The organism is Mesorhizobium sp. GW821-FHT07A06 (assembly GCF_059419085.1).
Window position 1 is genome coordinate 440,270 of sequence record NZ_JBWKRC010000002.1, and the last position, 13,993, is coordinate 454,262.

The following is a 13,993-nucleotide window of genomic DNA, read 5'->3' on the forward strand; positions in this document are numbered from 1 at the left end:
GCGATGCGCCGCCGACATCATCCCTTTTGGCCCGGTAGCGACCCTTTGTCGTCCCTCAATGCACGTTTTGTCTATCAAAGTATCTGGCGGCGGCGCTCGTAAACCGAATAGCGCGTTGCGTGGCTGTCCTTTTCTCCAGCCGGAACCTCCCGCGCACTGACCATGCGCCATATCTCGGGGTCGATCGGCGGAAAATGCGCATCGCCATCGACGGTGGCCAGCACATGGGTGACGTGCAGCCGGTCGGCCAGCGGCAGCGCCTGGGCATAGATCTCCCCGCCGCCGATGACACAGACCTCGTCCACGCCAGCCATGCAGCGTCCGCGCACGGTTGCCAGCTGAATGGCGGCTTCCAGCGTGTGCGCCACCTCGATGCCCTCGGCCCGCCAGGTCTTGTCGCGCGTGACCACGATGTTCAGCCTGCCCGGCAGCGGACGGCCAATGCCTTCATAGGTCTTGCGGCCCATGATGATGGGCTTACCCATCGTGTCGGCCTTGAAACGCTTGAGATCGGTGGAGAGCCGCCAGGGCAACCCGCCGTCCCGCCCGATCACGCCGTTCTCGGCAATGGCGACATAGATGGCGACATGCATCAGTTCGCGTCCCCGCCATTGCTGTTCGACGGTTCGAGCAGCAGGATGTCAATGTCGTGCTCCGGGTAGAAATCGTCCGCCGTCATCTGGAAGGTCGTCGGCCCGACCTTTTTTACGTTGTCGCCGCAGAACGAGACCAGGGCTTTCGCATTGCCCTTGTCGATGGTCAGCTTGAACTTGCCGATGGTGCCCGCCGCCCAGTTGCCGCCCGTGGTCAGGATATAGGCGATGCGGCTTTCGTAGTATTTCGGGTAACCGTCCGGACTGTCCTTCGCCGCCTTGCGCACCGCGTTCTCGAACGTGTCGTCCATGCAGTAGCGGGTCTTGTAGGCGGCGTATGCGCCCTGGAAATAGCCGCCACTGAAGAAGCTGACCGATGACGTGCCGCCGACGCTGGGCTTGTAGCGGTGCGAGACACGGACGTCCTTGTTGGCCGGAAAGGTCGAGCGCCACCAATAGGTCGAGCGCAATTGCCAGAAAGGTGCGTAGGACGGGTTGGTGCCTGGGTCGCTGTCGCCTTCCGGATCCTCGATGATGATGCCGCGATCGACCCAGTCGTCGGCCACCGCCTTCGGCAACTTCGCCAGTGCCGCCTTGGCCGCGTCGCCGAACGGGTTGAACGGCACATTCTGCGCCTTCAGGTCGGCGCTGATGTCGATGCCGAGCGCGAACACCTTCTGCTCGAGTTGCGGCTTTGCCGCGACACCGTCGATCGTCACCTCGAAGCCGAGGAAATTGTCGCTCTGGTTTTCAGGGATTGCCGGCATCTCTTCGGGATCGCCCGAAATGTCCGGCATCGGGAAGGCGACGATCGAATCGACATCCCTATCGGTGTTGTTGTGGAAGACGTAGTCGACCGTCACCTTTTCGGGCGAGATGAAGAGGTCCTCGCTTTGCATCGCGACCGCGTCGCTGCGCGACAGGATCAGGCCGCCTGTGCCGAGTTCGGCAACAGAATCGTTGGCCAAGGCAGGCGCGGCGGAAAGCGCCAGCGCCGCAGTCAGAACACATCGCAACATCGAAGCCCCCTCGGCAAGAATGCCCGATGACCCTAGCCGTTTCAATGCGGCGTTTCAAAGCCCTTCCGCTCGCATGGACACGCAGTGGCGGTCTGGACACGCGGTCTGGACACGCGGGTTGCGATCGGGCAGGAGTTCGCCCATGCGCAAGCTTCTCGTCATCGGCATCGGCGCCGGCAATCCCGACCACATGACCGTGCAGGCCATATCAGGCCTGAACCGCGCCGACGTGCTGTTCATCCCCGACAAGGGCGCGAAAAAGAACGACCTCGCCGACCTGCGGCGCGAGATCTGCGACCGCTTCGTCACCAACCCGAAATCACGCCGGGTCGAGTTCGACGTGCCGGTGCGCGCTGAACCGACATCCTCCTACCGTTCGACCGTCGACGACTGGCACGAAGCCATCGCCGTCCTCTACGAAGCCCTGATCCGCGACGAGATTGCCGAGGACGGATGCGGCGCGTTCCTGATCTGGGGCGATCCCTCGCTCTACGACAGCGCGTTGCGTATTCTCGAGCGGGTGCGCCTGAGAGAGAATGTCGCCTTCGAGCTGGAGGTCATCCCCGGCATCACCGCCATCCAGGCACTTGCCGCCAGTCATAAAACAGCTCTGAACCGCATCGGCGATTCCATTCTGGTCACCACCGGCCGACGGCTGACCGAGGAAGGCCTTGCGGAAAATGCCGGCAGCACCGTCGTCATGCTGGACGGCAAATGCGCCTTCAACACGCTGGCCGACCATGATCTCATCATTCACTGGGGCGCCTATCTCGGCACGCCGGACGAGATTCTTGTCTCGGGCCGCCTGGGCGATGTCGGTGCCGAAATTGAAAAGGTCCGCGAGGAGGCCCGCCGGAAAAAGGGCTGGATCATGGACACCTACCTGCTGCGCAAGCAGGAGTAGTGAGTAGTGAGTAGTGAGTAGTGAAGCCGGCATCATCCCCTACTGACTACTGACTATTCTCTCACCCCGCGTCGATCTCCGCCTGCAGTGCATCCATGTGAGCCGCCGCCGCGGCGGTCGCCGCGCGCTCGATGGCGCGGAACCGGCTGACCACCGCCAGGCCGATGGCCGTCAGCTGCGCGCCGCCGCCCTTGCGGCCGCCGGTCTGCGCCGCAACCAGCGGCTTGCCGAACACCCGGTTCATGTCCTCGACCAGGTCCCAGGCGTGCTTGTAGGACATCTCCATGCCGCGCGCGGCGGCCGAGATCGAGCCGAAGGTGGCGATATGCTCCAGAAGCTCGATCTTGCCCGGACCGATCCGCCCGTCAGGATCGAGATTTATCCGCAAGCTCAGCGATGGCATTTTTGCTCCTCCTCGCTCACGCCCGGTCCCCATAGTAGAAGGTCTTCGCCGATACCGCTATTCCAAAAAGACATAGCGCACTCATCCATCCGCCTCGGCGGGCAGGCCTGCCCCCGTATTCGCCTGGTCGAAGCTCACTGTCTTGACCACCGCGAAAACCTTGCCGCCAAGCCGCAGTTTCAGCGCCTGCCGCGACTGTTCGGTGATGCGGGCCAGCACGGTCGCGCCATGGCAATCGATGCCGACTTCGACCGTCGGTCCCTCGCCCGGACTGATCGCCACAATCGTGCCGGGCAGGATGTTGAGCGCGCTGAGGCCTGTCGGTTTCTCGGTCGCGATCATCACATCGCGGGCACGAATGCGGACACGCACGCGAGCCCCTGTCATCGTCGCAAGGCGCGGCACGCGGATTTCACCGGCGGCCGAGCCGAGCACGGTCATGCCGAACACCTCGTCGTGACGCAGCACCTTCGTGTCCAGCACGGCGCCACCCTCGCCGCGCTCTTCAGCCGGCAACAGGTCGAGCCTTTGCATGACGGCCTCGGTCGGGCCGCTGGCGACGACCTTGCCTTGCGCCAGCATCACCACGTCGCTGGCCAGCCGCGCCACCTCGGCGACCGAATGGCTGACATAGACGATCGGGATTTTCGTCTCGTCGCGCAGCCGCTCGATATAGGGCAGGATCTCGGCCTTGCGCGCCTCGTCGAGCGAGGCCAGCGGCTCGTCCATCAGCAGCAATCCGGGGCTGGCCAGCAGCGCCCGGCCGATCGCCACACGCTGCTTCTCGCCGCCCGACAGCTTTGCCGGGCGCCGCCCGAGCAGCGGGCCGATGCCGAGCAGGTCGACAACGCCATCCATGTCGGCATAGCGCTCCTTTGCCGGCGTGAACCAGCGGCCATAACGCAGATTGCCGGCCACGCTCATGTGCGGGAACAGGCGCGCATCCTGAAACACCATGCCGATGCGGCGCTTGTGCTTCGGCACGAAAATGCCGGCACCTGTGTCGACCAGCACGCGGCCGTCGACCTCGATGCGGCCCTTGTCGGGCCGGATCAGCCCGGCGATCATGTTGATGAGCGTGGTCTTGCCCGAACCGGATGGGCCGAACAGCGCTGTGAGCCGCCCTGAGCTCTCGAAACGGGCCTCGATGGCGAAATCGCCCAGCCGGTGGCTGATGTCGACGATGACGCTCATTCGATGTCCATCCGTCGCCCGACGCGCCGCGCCAGCACCTCCGAGGCGACCAGTGCCGCCATCGAGATGACGATCGAGATCAATGTCAGCCGCAATGCGCCCTCATCGCCGCCCGGCACCTGCGTGAAAGTGTAGATCGCGGACGGCAACGTCTGCGTCTCGCCAGGGATGTTGGAGACGAAGGTGATGGTCGCGCCGAATTCCCCCATCGCCTTGGCAAAGGCCAGGATGGAACCGGCGATCAGCCCTGGCAGGATCAGTGGTAGCGTGATGGTGCCAAACACCCACAAGGGATTGGCGCCAAGCGTGCCCGCCGCCGCCTCCATCTTGCGGTCCACCGCCTCGATCGACAGCCGGATCGCCCGCACCATCAGCGGAAAGCCCATGACGCCGCAGGCAAGTGCCGCACCGGTCCAGCGAAAAGAGAAGACAATGCCGAAATGCTCGGCCAGGAAGGCACCGGCCGGGCCGCGCTTGCCGAAAGTCAAAAGCAGGAGATAGCCGGTCACCACGGGCGGCAGGATCAACGGCAGGTGAACAACGCCGTTGAGCAGCGTCTTGCCCCAGAATTGTCCTCGGGCCAGCAGCAGCGCGATCAATATGCCGGGCGGCAGGCTGGCGAGCATCGCCACAGTCGCCACCTTGACGGACAGCCGGACCGCATTCCATTCGTCGGGAGTGAGGTCCAGCAGCCAGTTCATATTGCGATGTCAGACCCGTCTCAGTTGCTCGGCGTGAGCACGGTGAAGCCCTGTTCCTTGAAAAGCGCGCCGGCCTTGGCGGACTGCAGGCATTTCAGGAAAGCCGGCGTATCCTTGTCCTTTGAATCGGCGGTCTGGGCAACCGGATAGATGATCGGCGGATGCGAATCCTCCGGGAATGTGCCGACCACCTTGACGCCCTTTTCCGCGTGCGCGTCAGTGGCGTAGACGATGCCGAGAGCGGCCTCGCCCGTTGAAACCAGCTTGAGTGCCGCGCGCACATTCTCGGCCTGCGCCACCTTGCCTTCGACCGAGGACCAGACGCCGAGCGATTCCAGTGCCGCCTTGCCATACTTGCCGGCCGGCACCGCCTTGAAATCGCCCATGGCGAGCTTCCCGTCGCCGACCAGCTTGGCGAGGTCAAAACCCTTCTCGATCCTGGCATCGACCGTCGAATCCTTCGGCGCCACCAGCACGATCTCGTTGCCGAGCAGCTTCACCTCGGTGTCCGGCTTGGTCAGCTTCTTGTCGGAGAGATATTTCATCCAGTCGAGATCGGCCGAGATGAAGACGTCGGCCGGTGCCCCGCCCTCGATCTGCTTGGCCAGTGCCGAACTCGCGGCATAGGAGACGGTCGCGGCCTCGCCGACATCAGCCTCGCAGGCCTTGTTCACCGCATCGAGCGCATCCTTGAGGCTGGCCGCAGCGAACACCACGACCTTGTCTTCCGCATGGGCGGCCGGCATCGCCGCCATCAGCGTCGCCGCAAAACCGCCTATGGCGATCGCCCTCAACCCGAAACCTTTGCGCGTCATCGAAAACTCTCCCTGGTTTGAAATCCGTGCGGCTCACGGCCTGCCATCCGATATATCCGCATGAATATAACAAGGGAAGGCCCGGCACCTCGCGAAAACGCCTGTGCGGCGTCGATTGTTCTGGTAGGACGAGCAGGAAACCTGATGCATGTCGCCCAAAAGCGACCTCGGTTTTGAGCGAACGACATGCATGAAAGCAAAGGAGAGCCCGATGAAGGTCAGCGCCCGCAACGTCCTCAAGGGGACGATCACCGAGATCGTCAAGGGAGCCACCACCTCGCATGTCAGGATCGACATTGGCGGCGGCGCCATCGTCACCGCCTCGATCACCAATGAAGCCGTTGCCGACCTCAAGCTCGAAAAGGGCAAGCAGGCCTATGCCGTGGTCAAGGCCTCGGATGTGATGGTCGGCATCGACTGAACCGCTTGCGGCCAGAGACGGTTCGGGAAAACGGGATCCGGCCGAGCGAGGTCGCGATCGAGGCACCGCCGGCGACCGACGCCGGCCTGGTGTTCATCGGCGTCGTCCGCACCCTCTGGGCCTCGCGCGTGGTCACGCCGCGACAGGGCAGTGACGACGGCACGGTCTGCCGCATCGAAATCTTCGATCCCTGAATATCAGCACACTTCAGACCGCGATGGGCGCCTTGATCGAGGCGTCGGCGACATAGTTCTCCAGCCGGAAATCCTCGAAACGGAAGGCGAACAGGTCCTTCACCTCGGGGTTGATCCACATGGTCGGCAGCGCCCTCGGCGTGCGCCGTAATTGTTCGCGCGCCTGTTCGAAATGGTTCGAGTAGAGATGCGCATCACCCAGCGTGTGGACAAAGTCGCCCGGCTTCAGCCCGGTCACCTGCGCCACCATCAGCGTCAGCAGCGCGTAGGACGCGATGTTGAACGGCACGCCGAGGAAGATGTCGGCGGAGCGCTGGTAGAGCTGGCAGGAAAGCCGGCCCTCGGAGACATAGAACTGGAACAGGCAGTGGCACGGCGGCAGTGCCATGGCTTCCACCTCGGCGGGGTTCCATGCAGAGACAATCAATCGCCGCGATTGAGGATTGCGGCGTATCTCCTTGAGAAGGCCCGCGATCTGGTCGATTGAGCCGCCATGGCCATCCGGCCAGGAACGCCATTGCTTGCCATAGACGGGGCCAAGGTCGCCGTTCTCGTCGGCCCATTCGTCCCAGATCGTGACGCCTTGGTCGGTCAGGTACTTGATGTTGGTGTCGCCGGCCAGGAACCACAACAGTTCATGGATGATCGACTTCAGATGCAGCTTCTTTGTCGTGGTGACGGGAAAGCCGCGCGCCAGATCGAAACGCATCTGGTAGCCGAAGACGGAGCGTGTGCCGGTGCCGGTGCGGTCGCCGCGATCGGCACCGTTTTCCAGCACATGCTGCAAGAGGTCGAGATACTGGCGCATCGGTTCCGGCTCGATTCGAGTGTTTGGGCATTATAGCGGCCAGACCGGCGGCCGAACACAGCAAAACGGCGTAAGTAGCGATTGCGAACCACTCTTCCAAACGTTTGCGCCGCCCCTCATTGCGCTGCCGGGCATTTCTCCCCGTATAGTGACGGGGAGAAAGAAGCTGGGCCGCTTCGCCGCGCCATTTCTGCAACGTTGGCGATTGGCAAAAATGGCGACAACAGCGTCCTTCTCCCCGTTCACGGGGAGAAGATGGCGGCAGCCAGATGAGGGGCAGCGCTGACGCGCGATAAAGTGAAAACAAGGCTGGAGCGGCTATTCTGCGGTGTACCAGCCTTCGCAAACTGATGCGCGAGCGTCACAGCGAGCCGAGCTTGCCCAGATCCTTGGCCACCAGATAGTAGAAAGTCACCCGGCTCTTGGTGTTGTCGGCGTGCATGGCCTTGCAGGTCTTTTCGATCGAGGCGTCGGCTTTCGCGCCGTCGCTGATGCCGAGCTTCTTGGCGACCCAGCTCTCCTTGACGCGTTCAAGCTCCTTCGGGTCCGTGCAGGACACCAGCGAGGAATCGCGGTTCCTGAGCGCAATGCCCAGATGCTTGACGATCTTTTCGACAACGTCGGCGCTGGCGCCCGCGTCGTACTTCTTCACGTCTGCAAGATAGTCGGCCATTAAATTTCCCCTCGTCGGCGCCACGGATCCGATCGATGAGGGCTGTGGCGCGCTTCGCAATCCGTGCGCTAGGTCGATAATCCCTCACCGCCCGCAAAGCTTCGGTTGAGACCGCTCCCAAGTCAACCCTTGCCGTCGCAATTTGACACAGGGACAAAGGTCCATTGCGGCCTTTCATTTCAGTCAAACGCCCCCTATATTCGTTTTGTCGGCTTGACCGACTATGGCGATAAATGGGCGATGAAATAAGCCGTTCGGACCCGGGGGCGGTACCCGGCGCCTCCACCAAAAGCCGCTGTTGAAGACAGAGCGGTTTTTGCTGGGGGCGAAATAGGATCGACGAAGGTGTAAAGATCGTACTTTTGCCCGGCATTGTACCACCGTCATCGGGCTAAACTTATAGTTGCCAACGACAACTATGCGGAAGCTCGTCTCGCTGCTTAATGCAGTGCGAACGCTTCAAATCAAGCCCTAGGGGTTCGCACTTCTAGGCGGGGTTCGGAGGTACCTGGCAACAGAAACCTCCACTTCTCCCTCCCTTCAATTTGCGTCACGCAAAATGGTGCTTCCGCTGGCAGCCCCTTCGCATGCCTTCGGCAGCCATGCGTGCGCCCCCTTCTCCATGGATAGGACATTGCAAAACGATTCCGATCGATTCTTCGTGCTGACCGGCGGCCCGGGCTCCGGCAAGACCACCTTGATCGAGGCGCTGAAACAAGCAGGCTTTCCGACAGCGCCGGAGGCCGGACGCGGCATCATCCGCGATCAGGTGGCGATCGGCGGCCCTGCCCTTCCCGGGCGGGATCGAACGCTCTTCGCCGAACTGATGCTTTCCTGGGAGTTGCGCTCCTGGCATGCCGCGCATGCCGAATCCGGTCCGGTCTTCTTCGATCGCGGCGTGCCGGACACGATCGGCTACCTCAGGCTCTGCGGCCTGCCGGTGCCGGATCACGCCGTCAGCGCGGCGCGGAAATTCCGCTATGCGCGCCGTGTCTTCATCGCGCCGCCCTGGCCGGAGATCTTTACGCAGGACAAAGAGCGCAAACAGACGCTCGACGAAGCCAGGCGCACCCATGACTCGGTGGCTGGCGTCTATGCCGAACTGGGGTACGAACTTGTGCCCCTGCCGCTCGTGCCGGTGGAGGAGCGCGTCCGCTTCATCATCGGCGAGGCCGGCCTTCGGGCATAAGGCCCCGTGGGCATGAAAAAGGCCGGGATGAACCCGGCCTTTTTCATGCGTTTGGTTTGCTTATTCCGCCGGCGCCTCGACCGCCTCGTGCGAGCGGCCAAGCGTGACCTTGGCCAGCGTGAACGAAATCACCGCGCAGAGCGTGATGCCGGCGACCATCGGCAGCGGCGTGCCGTCGAAGAACACCCCGGCGACGCCCATGGCGAGCGCGCCGATGGCGAAGTGCAGCGTGCCCATCAAGGCCGAAGCCGTGCCGGCGATCTCGCCATGTTCTTCCATGGCCAGCACCGAGGTGGTCGGGATAACCAGGCCGAGGAAGCCGTAGCCGACGAACAGCAGGGCCGCCATCACATCGAGCCGGTCGATACCCGCCGCCATCACCGCGAACAGCACCACCATCGTCGAGGCATAGCCGGTCACCGCGACGCGCACCACGCGCCGCAGCCCGAAACGCTCGGCCAGCACTCCCGTCAATTGCGACATGCCGATGAAGGCGACCGCATTGATCGAGAAGAACACGCTGTAGACCGAAGGCGACAGCCCGTAATGGTCGATCAGGATGAAGGACGAGCTCGACAGATAGACGAAGAAGCTCGCAATGCCGAAGCCGGCGATCGCCACGAGGCCAAGGAAATTGCGGTCCCCCATCAGGAAGCGGTAGCCGGCAAGCGCGGTTCCGAAGGAAGAACCGACGCGTTCTTCCGCAGGCCGCGTCTCCTTGAGCGAGGTCGCGAGCAGGATGGTGGCAAGGGCCGCCGCGCCGGTCACCGTCCAGAACACGGCACGCCAGCCGAAATTCTCGATGATCTGGCTGCCGGTCAGCGGCGCCAGGATCGGCGACACCGAAAACACCAGCATCAGCAAGGACATCAGCTTGGCCGCCTCATTGCCTGTGTGCAGGTCGCGCACGATCGCGCGCGGCACGGCCATGCCGGCGCTGGCGCCAAGGCCTTGCAGGAAGCGGAAGGCGATCAGCCACTCGATCGTCGGCGCCATTGCCGAACCGATGCCGCCGACCATGAACAGTGCAAGGCCGCCATAGAGCGGCAGCTTGCGGCCGACCATGTCGGAGATCGGCCCGACGACGATCTGGCCGAAACCCATCGACAGAAAGAAGATCAGCAGGCTCATCTGCACGGCGGCCGTGCCGGCGTGCAGATCCGCGCCGATCGACGGCAGAGCGGGAAGATACATGTCGATCGCGAACGGGCCGATGGCGGACAACAGGCCGAGCACGACCGCGATGCGGAGGAATTTGGGACTCATGATATTGGCTTCTTTCGAATCTGGCTGCCGCCGCCAGGCGACGTCTAACCCTAGGACGGTCCATACCGCGAGATTCCGACTCGCCGGGAGCGAATTCTATTCGTCTCCTCGATGCGAAATCTCTTTGCATCCTGTCCAGAAATTTAGACACTCTTGTCCAAATCGTCAATCACCTCTATATAGAATTTCATGAGACCGGGCGTTTCTCCTGACACTTTCCCGCCACGCGGCCACGAGGCCAAGCGCGTATCGATTGTCGACGCCGCCGCCAGCGTGTTCTGCCGCGAGGGCTTCGCCGGCGCCAACATCGACCTGATCGCCGCCGAGGCGGGCGTCTCGCGCCAAACCGTCTACAACCACCACGGCGACAAGGAAAAGCTCTTCATGGCCGTTGTGCGCGACCTCACCGAGCGCTGCAATGTGGGCATCTTCGCCACCATAGCCACCTTTCCCGACCAGCCAGGGGACCTCGAAGCCGATCTGATCGGCTTTGCCGTGCGCCTGAACCAGAACTGCATCTGCAACCGCGACGGAAAATTCCTGCGCAAGCTGATCCAGACCGAAGGTGAGCGCTATCCCGAATTGTTTGCCGAATGGCGCGAGCAAGGCCCGGGCAGGACATGGCCGGCAATCGCCGCCCGCCTCGCCCGCCTCGCCTATGGCGGCCATCTCGTAATCGATGATCCCGACGTCGCGGCGCGCCAGTTCCTCGGCCTCGTCAATGCCGAACTGCAGACCACCTTCATGCTCGGCGGCACACCGCGCGAGGACGAGGTGGTGCAATCGGCGACAAACGGCGTGCGCACCTTCCTGCGCGCTTTCGGCAAGCGGCCCACGGCGGCCAGCGCGAAAAAGCACGCCACGCTGGCTAACGCATAACATTTGCGGTTGCCATGAAGCCGGCTTGCCGATCAAATCGTTGGCAATAGTCCTCGCTTCGACGCGGCGGTGATCTATATGCGGTTTACGCCGCGCTCAAGCTTGATTACAGCTATGCGGACGATTCAACGGAACCCGACCACCACATGGCCGACGACCACATCCGCTACGACATTCTGGCCCAGGAGGCGTTGCGCGGCGTCATGCGCAAGGTCCTGGCCGAGGTCGCACGCACCGGCCTTCCCGGCAACCACCACTTCTTCATTACCTTCCTGACCGGTGCGCCCGGCGTGCGCGTGTCGTCGCGGTTGCGTGAGCGCTATCCCGAGCAGATGACCATCGTCATCCAGTTCCAGTATTGGGACCTGAAGGTGACGGACACCGGCTTCGAGGTCGGCTTGTCCTTCTCCGACGTGCCGGAGAAACTGGAAATCCCATTCTCGGCCGTGCGCGGCTTCTATGATCCCTCGGTCAATTTCGAACTCGAGTTCGACGTTAAGACCGACGCCCAGCCCGATGAGGAACCAGCCGCGCCCGCGCCCGAGCCGCTGACCATCGTCTCCGAGAAGAAGCCGAAGGCCGAGAAGAAGGCCGCCGCCGAAGCGGAGAAGAAGCCCGCCGCGGCTGAAGCCGGCACCAAGGGCGCCGAAGTGGTTTCGCTCGACGCCTTCCGCAAGAAATAGGCTCCCGGGCTCTCGCCATGGCCGACATCGTCAATCTCCGCCAGGCTCGCAAGCAGAGGGCGCGGGACGAGAAGCTGCGCGTCGCCGAACAGAACCGGATCCTGCACGGCCGTTCCAAGGCGGACAAGCAACGCGAACGGCAGGTCGCCGACAAGGCCGAAAAATTTGTCGAAGGCCATCGCCTCGAGCCGTTCGGCAAGGACGAGCAATGAGCGTTCGGCCGTGAGCGTCGTCGAAAAGCGCTCCGTGACCATTCGCGGCCATCGCACCAGCTATTCCCTCGAAAAACCCTTCTACGACGATCTCGTCGCGATCGCGGCGCAGAGAAAGCTGACGCTCGCAGCACTCGTGGCCGAAGTCGACGAGACCCGGCCCCGTGACACCAACCTGTCCTCGGCGCTGAGGCTGTACGTACTGCAGTGGGTGAAGCGCGGACCGATCTAGGCGCTCTCGACCGGGTCCGTCTTTTTCCCGCGCCTGGTGCCGAAGCCAAGCAAGGTTGAACGATCACGCTCCTCGGCCTGTTTTCTGGAGCGCACGCGCATCAGATCCTTCCAGCCGACATAGCCAACCAGCTTTGCGTCCTCGCGCGAGACGACCGGCAGATGCGACACGTTGGCCATCAACAGCTTGTCAGACAGACCTTCCAGATATTCGTCGGGAAAAGCGAGCGTTACCTTGGTTCCGGCGAGCAACTCGCCGAGCGTCGTGGTCCTGTGCGTGCCGGCACGGCGCCAGCGCAGGATCGCCGGCGGATCGATGAGACCGAGCACCTGCCCGTTGTCATCGATCACGGGAAAACTCGGATGGCGTGTCTCAGGCGCGGTCAGGAAGGCCGCCGCGCCATGCAGCGTCATCGTCGCCGGCACGCTCTCGACCTGCGACGTCATCACCTCGCGCACCCTGGTCAGCGCGAACGGATCGACACGATATTCGCGCACGAGGTGGTTCCCTCGCCTGGCGATCTTCTCGGTCAGGATCGAACGCTTCATCAGGAGCACCGTCACGGCATGCGCCGCCGCACAGGCCGCGATCAGCGGCACCAGCACATGCGTGTTGCCGGTCAACTCGACGGCGAAGAAAGTAGCCGTCAGCGGCGCGCGCATCGTGCCACCCATCGTGGCCGCCATGGCCAACAGCGCCCAGAATCCCGGATCCGCCGCGGGCAGTATCCCGGCAAGCACCGCGCCCATCGCGCCACCCATGATCAGCAGTGGCGCCAGCACGCCGCCGGATGTTCCCGAGCCGAGCGCCACCGACCAGATGATCGCCTTGACCACGAGCAGGAGAAGCGCCGCGGTGGCGATCGTGCGTCCATCCAGCATGTCGGCGATGTTGTCGTAGCCGACACCGAGTGCCCGTGGTTCGATCAAGCCGCCGATGCCGACCACCAGGCCGCCGATCATCGGCCACCACATCCAGTGGATCGGCAATTTCTGGAAGGCGTCCTCGCAGGCATAGACCATCTGGGTGAGCAGTCCCGACAACAGGCCGGCGCAGATGCCGACCAGAACCCAGCCGCCGAGCCCGGTGAACGACACCGCCATGCCGCCCTGGAACGGAAAGATCGGCCCGGGCAAATGCAGCACGGTGCGCTCGACCTCGGCCACGATGGCCGCCACCGCCACCGGAATGAAGCTGCGCGGCGTCCATTCGAACAGAAGCAGTTCCACCGCCAGCATGATCGCGGCGATCGGCGTGCCGAACACCGTGGTCATGCCCGCCGCCGCTCCCGCCACCAGCAGCGTCTTGCGCTCATTGTCGGTGACCGGCAGCATCTGCGCGATCAGCGAGCCGATCGCGCCGCCGGTCATGATGATCGGGCCCTCGGCGCCGAAGGGTCCGCCCGAGCCGATCGAAATCGCCGATGACAGCGGCTTCAGGATCGCAACCTTGGCATCGAGCTTCGAGCGCCCGAGTAGGATCGCCTCGATGGCCTCGGGAATGCCGTGGCCACGGATCTTCTCGCTGCCATAGCGTGCCATCAGGCCGATGATCAGTGCGCCTATCACCGGCACCACCACCGCGGCGTAACCGAGCGGCGTGTCCTGCAATTTCAGGTCGTCGAGCGTGAACTGGCCGAAATAGGCGATGTTGGTGGCGAGCCGGATCAGTTTCAAAAGCACGATGCCGGCGAACAACCCCGCCGTGGCGACCACCACGGCTATGGTGGCAATGGTCAAGACCCGCGCGTCGGTGGTGAAATCGCGCAAGTGACCGTTTTCGGAATGATGGGGCTTCATGGCTGGCT

The 13,993-nt window shown here is 63.3% G+C and carries 18 protein-coding genes and 1 other RNA gene; 9 read left to right on the forward strand and 10 right to left on the reverse strand.

Going from position 1 to position 13,993, the window contains the following annotated elements; genetic code table 11:
* Positions 1-74: 74 nt before the first annotated feature.
* Both AC07SZ_RS07590 and AC07SZ_RS07595 read right to left on the reverse strand, forming a co-directional pair.
* Positions 75-593 carry a dihydrofolate reductase gene (locus tag AC07SZ_RS07590; RefSeq protein ID WP_494913863.1) on the reverse strand — a complete coding sequence of 173 codons (519 nt, stop codon included), beginning with the start codon at positions 591-593 and terminating at the stop codon, positions 75-77.
* Positions 593-1,612, reverse strand: a complete 1,020-nt coding sequence (locus tag AC07SZ_RS07595) for a DUF4424 domain-containing protein (RefSeq protein WP_494913864.1) — start codon at positions 1,610-1,612, stop codon at positions 593-595. The genes AC07SZ_RS07590 and AC07SZ_RS07595 overlap by 1 nt, the downstream gene beginning before the upstream one ends.
* A 142-nt stretch (positions 1,613-1,754) precedes the next feature.
* On the opposite strand from AC07SZ_RS07595, the gene cobF reads away from it, so the two are divergent.
* On the forward strand, positions 1,755-2,516 hold the full coding sequence (gene cobF / locus AC07SZ_RS07600; RefSeq protein ID WP_494913865.1) for a precorrin-6A synthase (deacetylating): 762 nt from the start codon (positions 1,755-1,757) through the stop codon (positions 2,514-2,516).
* Between the two features lie 61 nt (positions 2,517-2,577).
* Here cobF and AC07SZ_RS07605 read toward each other — a convergent pair whose 3' ends face one another.
* From AC07SZ_RS07605 to modA, 4 genes are all read right to left on the reverse strand, one after another.
* Entirely contained in the window at positions 2,578-2,919 is a 342-nt protein-coding gene (locus AC07SZ_RS07605; RefSeq protein WP_056573094.1) for a winged helix-turn-helix domain-containing protein, read from the reverse strand.
* Positions 2,920-3,000: 81 nt separating this feature from the next.
* Positions 3,001-4,113, reverse strand: coding sequence for a molybdenum ABC transporter ATP-binding protein (gene modC, locus AC07SZ_RS07610; protein WP_494913866.1), 1,113 nt, complete (start codon positions 4,111-4,113; stop codon positions 3,001-3,003).
* A complete protein-coding gene (gene modB, locus AC07SZ_RS07615; RefSeq protein ID WP_056573100.1) occupies positions 4,110-4,814 on the reverse strand; it encodes a molybdate ABC transporter permease subunit in 705 nt (234 codons plus the stop codon). Before modB ends, modC begins: the two co-directional genes overlap by 4 nt.
* A 20-nt stretch (positions 4,815-4,834) precedes the next feature.
* A complete protein-coding gene (modA, locus tag AC07SZ_RS07620) occupies positions 4,835-5,629 on the reverse strand; it encodes a molybdate ABC transporter substrate-binding protein (protein ID WP_494913867.1) in 795 nt (264 codons plus the stop codon).
* Between the two features lie 211 nt (positions 5,630-5,840).
* Here modA and AC07SZ_RS07625 point away from each other — a divergent pair, with 211 nt between their 5' ends.
* Together AC07SZ_RS07625 and AC07SZ_RS07630 are read left to right on the forward strand one after the other, a co-directional pair.
* A complete protein-coding gene (locus tag AC07SZ_RS07625) occupies positions 5,841-6,050 on the forward strand; it encodes a TOBE domain-containing protein (RefSeq protein WP_056573106.1) in 210 nt (69 codons plus the stop codon).
* Between the two features lie 5 nt (positions 6,051-6,055).
* Complete coding sequence (locus AC07SZ_RS07630; protein WP_056573108.1) at positions 6,056-6,244, forward strand: SAM-dependent methyltransferase; 189 nt, start codon at positions 6,056-6,058, stop codon at positions 6,242-6,244.
* 13 nt (positions 6,245-6,257) lie between these two features.
* On the opposite strand, the gene AC07SZ_RS07635 is transcribed toward AC07SZ_RS07630, so the two are convergent.
* Together AC07SZ_RS07635 and AC07SZ_RS07640 are read right to left on the reverse strand one after the other, a co-directional pair.
* Positions 6,258-7,052 (reverse strand): thymidylate synthase, encoded by a 795-nt coding sequence (locus AC07SZ_RS07635; RefSeq protein WP_494913868.1) that lies wholly within the window; start codon positions 7,050-7,052, stop codon positions 6,258-6,260.
* Positions 7,053-7,413: 361 nt separating this feature from the next.
* Positions 7,414-7,725 carry a DUF2853 family protein gene (locus AC07SZ_RS07640; RefSeq protein ID WP_494913869.1) on the reverse strand — a complete coding sequence of 104 codons (312 nt, stop codon included), beginning with the start codon at positions 7,723-7,725 and terminating at the stop codon, positions 7,414-7,416.
* Positions 7,726-7,893: 168 nt separating this feature from the next.
* Here AC07SZ_RS07640 and ssrA point away from each other — a divergent pair.
* Together ssrA and AC07SZ_RS07650 are read left to right on the forward strand one after the other, a co-directional pair.
* Positions 7,894-8,254: a transfer-messenger RNA gene (gene ssrA, locus AC07SZ_RS07645) on the forward strand.
* A 105-nt stretch (positions 8,255-8,359) separates the two neighbouring features.
* Complete coding sequence (locus AC07SZ_RS07650) at positions 8,360-8,914, forward strand: AAA family ATPase (RefSeq protein WP_494913870.1); 555 nt, start codon at positions 8,360-8,362, stop codon at positions 8,912-8,914.
* Positions 8,915-8,974: 60 nt separating this feature from the next.
* Here the strand turns inward: AC07SZ_RS07650 and AC07SZ_RS07655 are convergent, their stop codons facing one another.
* On the reverse strand, positions 8,975-10,180 hold the full coding sequence (locus AC07SZ_RS07655) for a multidrug effflux MFS transporter (RefSeq protein WP_056573119.1): 1,206 nt from the start codon (positions 10,178-10,180) through the stop codon (positions 8,975-8,977).
* Between the two features lie 189 nt (positions 10,181-10,369).
* On the opposite strand from AC07SZ_RS07655, the gene AC07SZ_RS07660 reads away from it, so the two are divergent.
* The 4 genes from AC07SZ_RS07660 (at position 10,370) to AC07SZ_RS07675 (ending at position 12,186) form a co-directional block, all read left to right on the forward strand.
* Positions 10,370-11,059 (forward strand): TetR/AcrR family transcriptional regulator, encoded by a 690-nt coding sequence (locus AC07SZ_RS07660; RefSeq protein ID WP_056573122.1) that lies wholly within the window; start codon positions 10,370-10,372, stop codon positions 11,057-11,059.
* A gap of 146 nt (positions 11,060-11,205) precedes the next feature.
* On the forward strand, positions 11,206-11,742 hold the full coding sequence (locus AC07SZ_RS07665; RefSeq protein WP_056573125.1) for an SspB family protein: 537 nt from the start codon (positions 11,206-11,208) through the stop codon (positions 11,740-11,742).
* Between the two features lie 17 nt (positions 11,743-11,759).
* Positions 11,760-11,954, forward strand: coding sequence for a DUF4169 family protein (locus AC07SZ_RS07670; RefSeq protein ID WP_494913871.1), 195 nt, complete (start codon positions 11,760-11,762; stop codon positions 11,952-11,954).
* Positions 11,955-11,964: 10 nt separating this feature from the next.
* Entirely contained in the window at positions 11,965-12,186 is a 222-nt protein-coding gene (locus AC07SZ_RS07675; RefSeq protein ID WP_056573132.1) for a ribbon-helix-helix domain-containing protein, read from the forward strand.
* On the opposite strand, the gene AC07SZ_RS07680 is transcribed toward AC07SZ_RS07675, so the two are convergent.
* Positions 12,183-13,985 (reverse strand): chloride channel protein, encoded by a 1,803-nt coding sequence (locus tag AC07SZ_RS07680; RefSeq protein WP_494913872.1) that lies wholly within the window; start codon positions 13,983-13,985, stop codon positions 12,183-12,185. The genes AC07SZ_RS07675 and AC07SZ_RS07680 overlap by 4 nt on opposite strands.
* Positions 13,986-13,993 lie beyond the last annotated feature (8 nt).

Coding starts and splice junctions, on each gene's coding strand:
- AC07SZ_RS07590 (WP_494913863.1), bottom strand. CDS start 593: ATGCATGTCGCCATCTATGTCGCCATTGCCGAGAACGGCGTGATCGGG.
- AC07SZ_RS07595 (WP_494913864.1), bottom strand. CDS start 1,612: ATGTTGCGATGTGTTCTGACTGCGGCGCTGGCGCTTTCCGCCGCGCCT.
- cobF (WP_494913865.1), top strand. CDS start 1,755: ATGCGCAAGCTTCTCGTCATCGGCATCGGCGCCGGCAATCCCGACCAC.
- AC07SZ_RS07605 (WP_056573094.1), bottom strand. CDS start 2,919: ATGCCATCGCTGAGCTTGCGGATAAATCTCGATCCTGACGGGCGGATC.
- modC (WP_494913866.1), bottom strand. CDS start 4,113: ATGAGCGTCATCGTCGACATCAGCCACCGGCTGGGCGATTTCGCCATC.
- modB (WP_056573100.1), bottom strand. CDS start 4,814: ATGAACTGGCTGCTGGACCTCACTCCCGACGAATGGAATGCGGTCCGG.
- modA (WP_494913867.1), bottom strand. CDS start 5,629: ATGACGCGCAAAGGTTTCGGGTTGAGGGCGATCGCCATAGGCGGTTTT.
- AC07SZ_RS07625 (WP_056573106.1), top strand. CDS start 5,841: ATGAAGGTCAGCGCCCGCAACGTCCTCAAGGGGACGATCACCGAGATC.
- AC07SZ_RS07635 (WP_494913868.1), bottom strand. CDS start 7,052: ATGCGCCAGTATCTCGACCTCTTGCAGCATGTGCTGGAAAACGGTGCC.
- AC07SZ_RS07640 (WP_494913869.1), bottom strand. CDS start 7,725: ATGGCCGACTATCTTGCAGACGTGAAGAAGTACGACGCGGGCGCCAGC.
- AC07SZ_RS07655 (WP_056573119.1), bottom strand. CDS start 10,180: ATGAGTCCCAAATTCCTCCGCATCGCGGTCGTGCTCGGCCTGTTGTCC.
- AC07SZ_RS07660 (WP_056573122.1), top strand. CDS start 10,370: ATGAGACCGGGCGTTTCTCCTGACACTTTCCCGCCACGCGGCCACGAG.
- AC07SZ_RS07665 (WP_056573125.1), top strand. CDS start 11,206: ATGGCCGACGACCACATCCGCTACGACATTCTGGCCCAGGAGGCGTTG.
- AC07SZ_RS07670 (WP_494913871.1), top strand. CDS start 11,760: ATGGCCGACATCGTCAATCTCCGCCAGGCTCGCAAGCAGAGGGCGCGG.
- AC07SZ_RS07680 (WP_494913872.1), bottom strand. CDS start 13,985: ATGAAGCCCCATCATTCCGAAAACGGTCACTTGCGCGATTTCACCACC.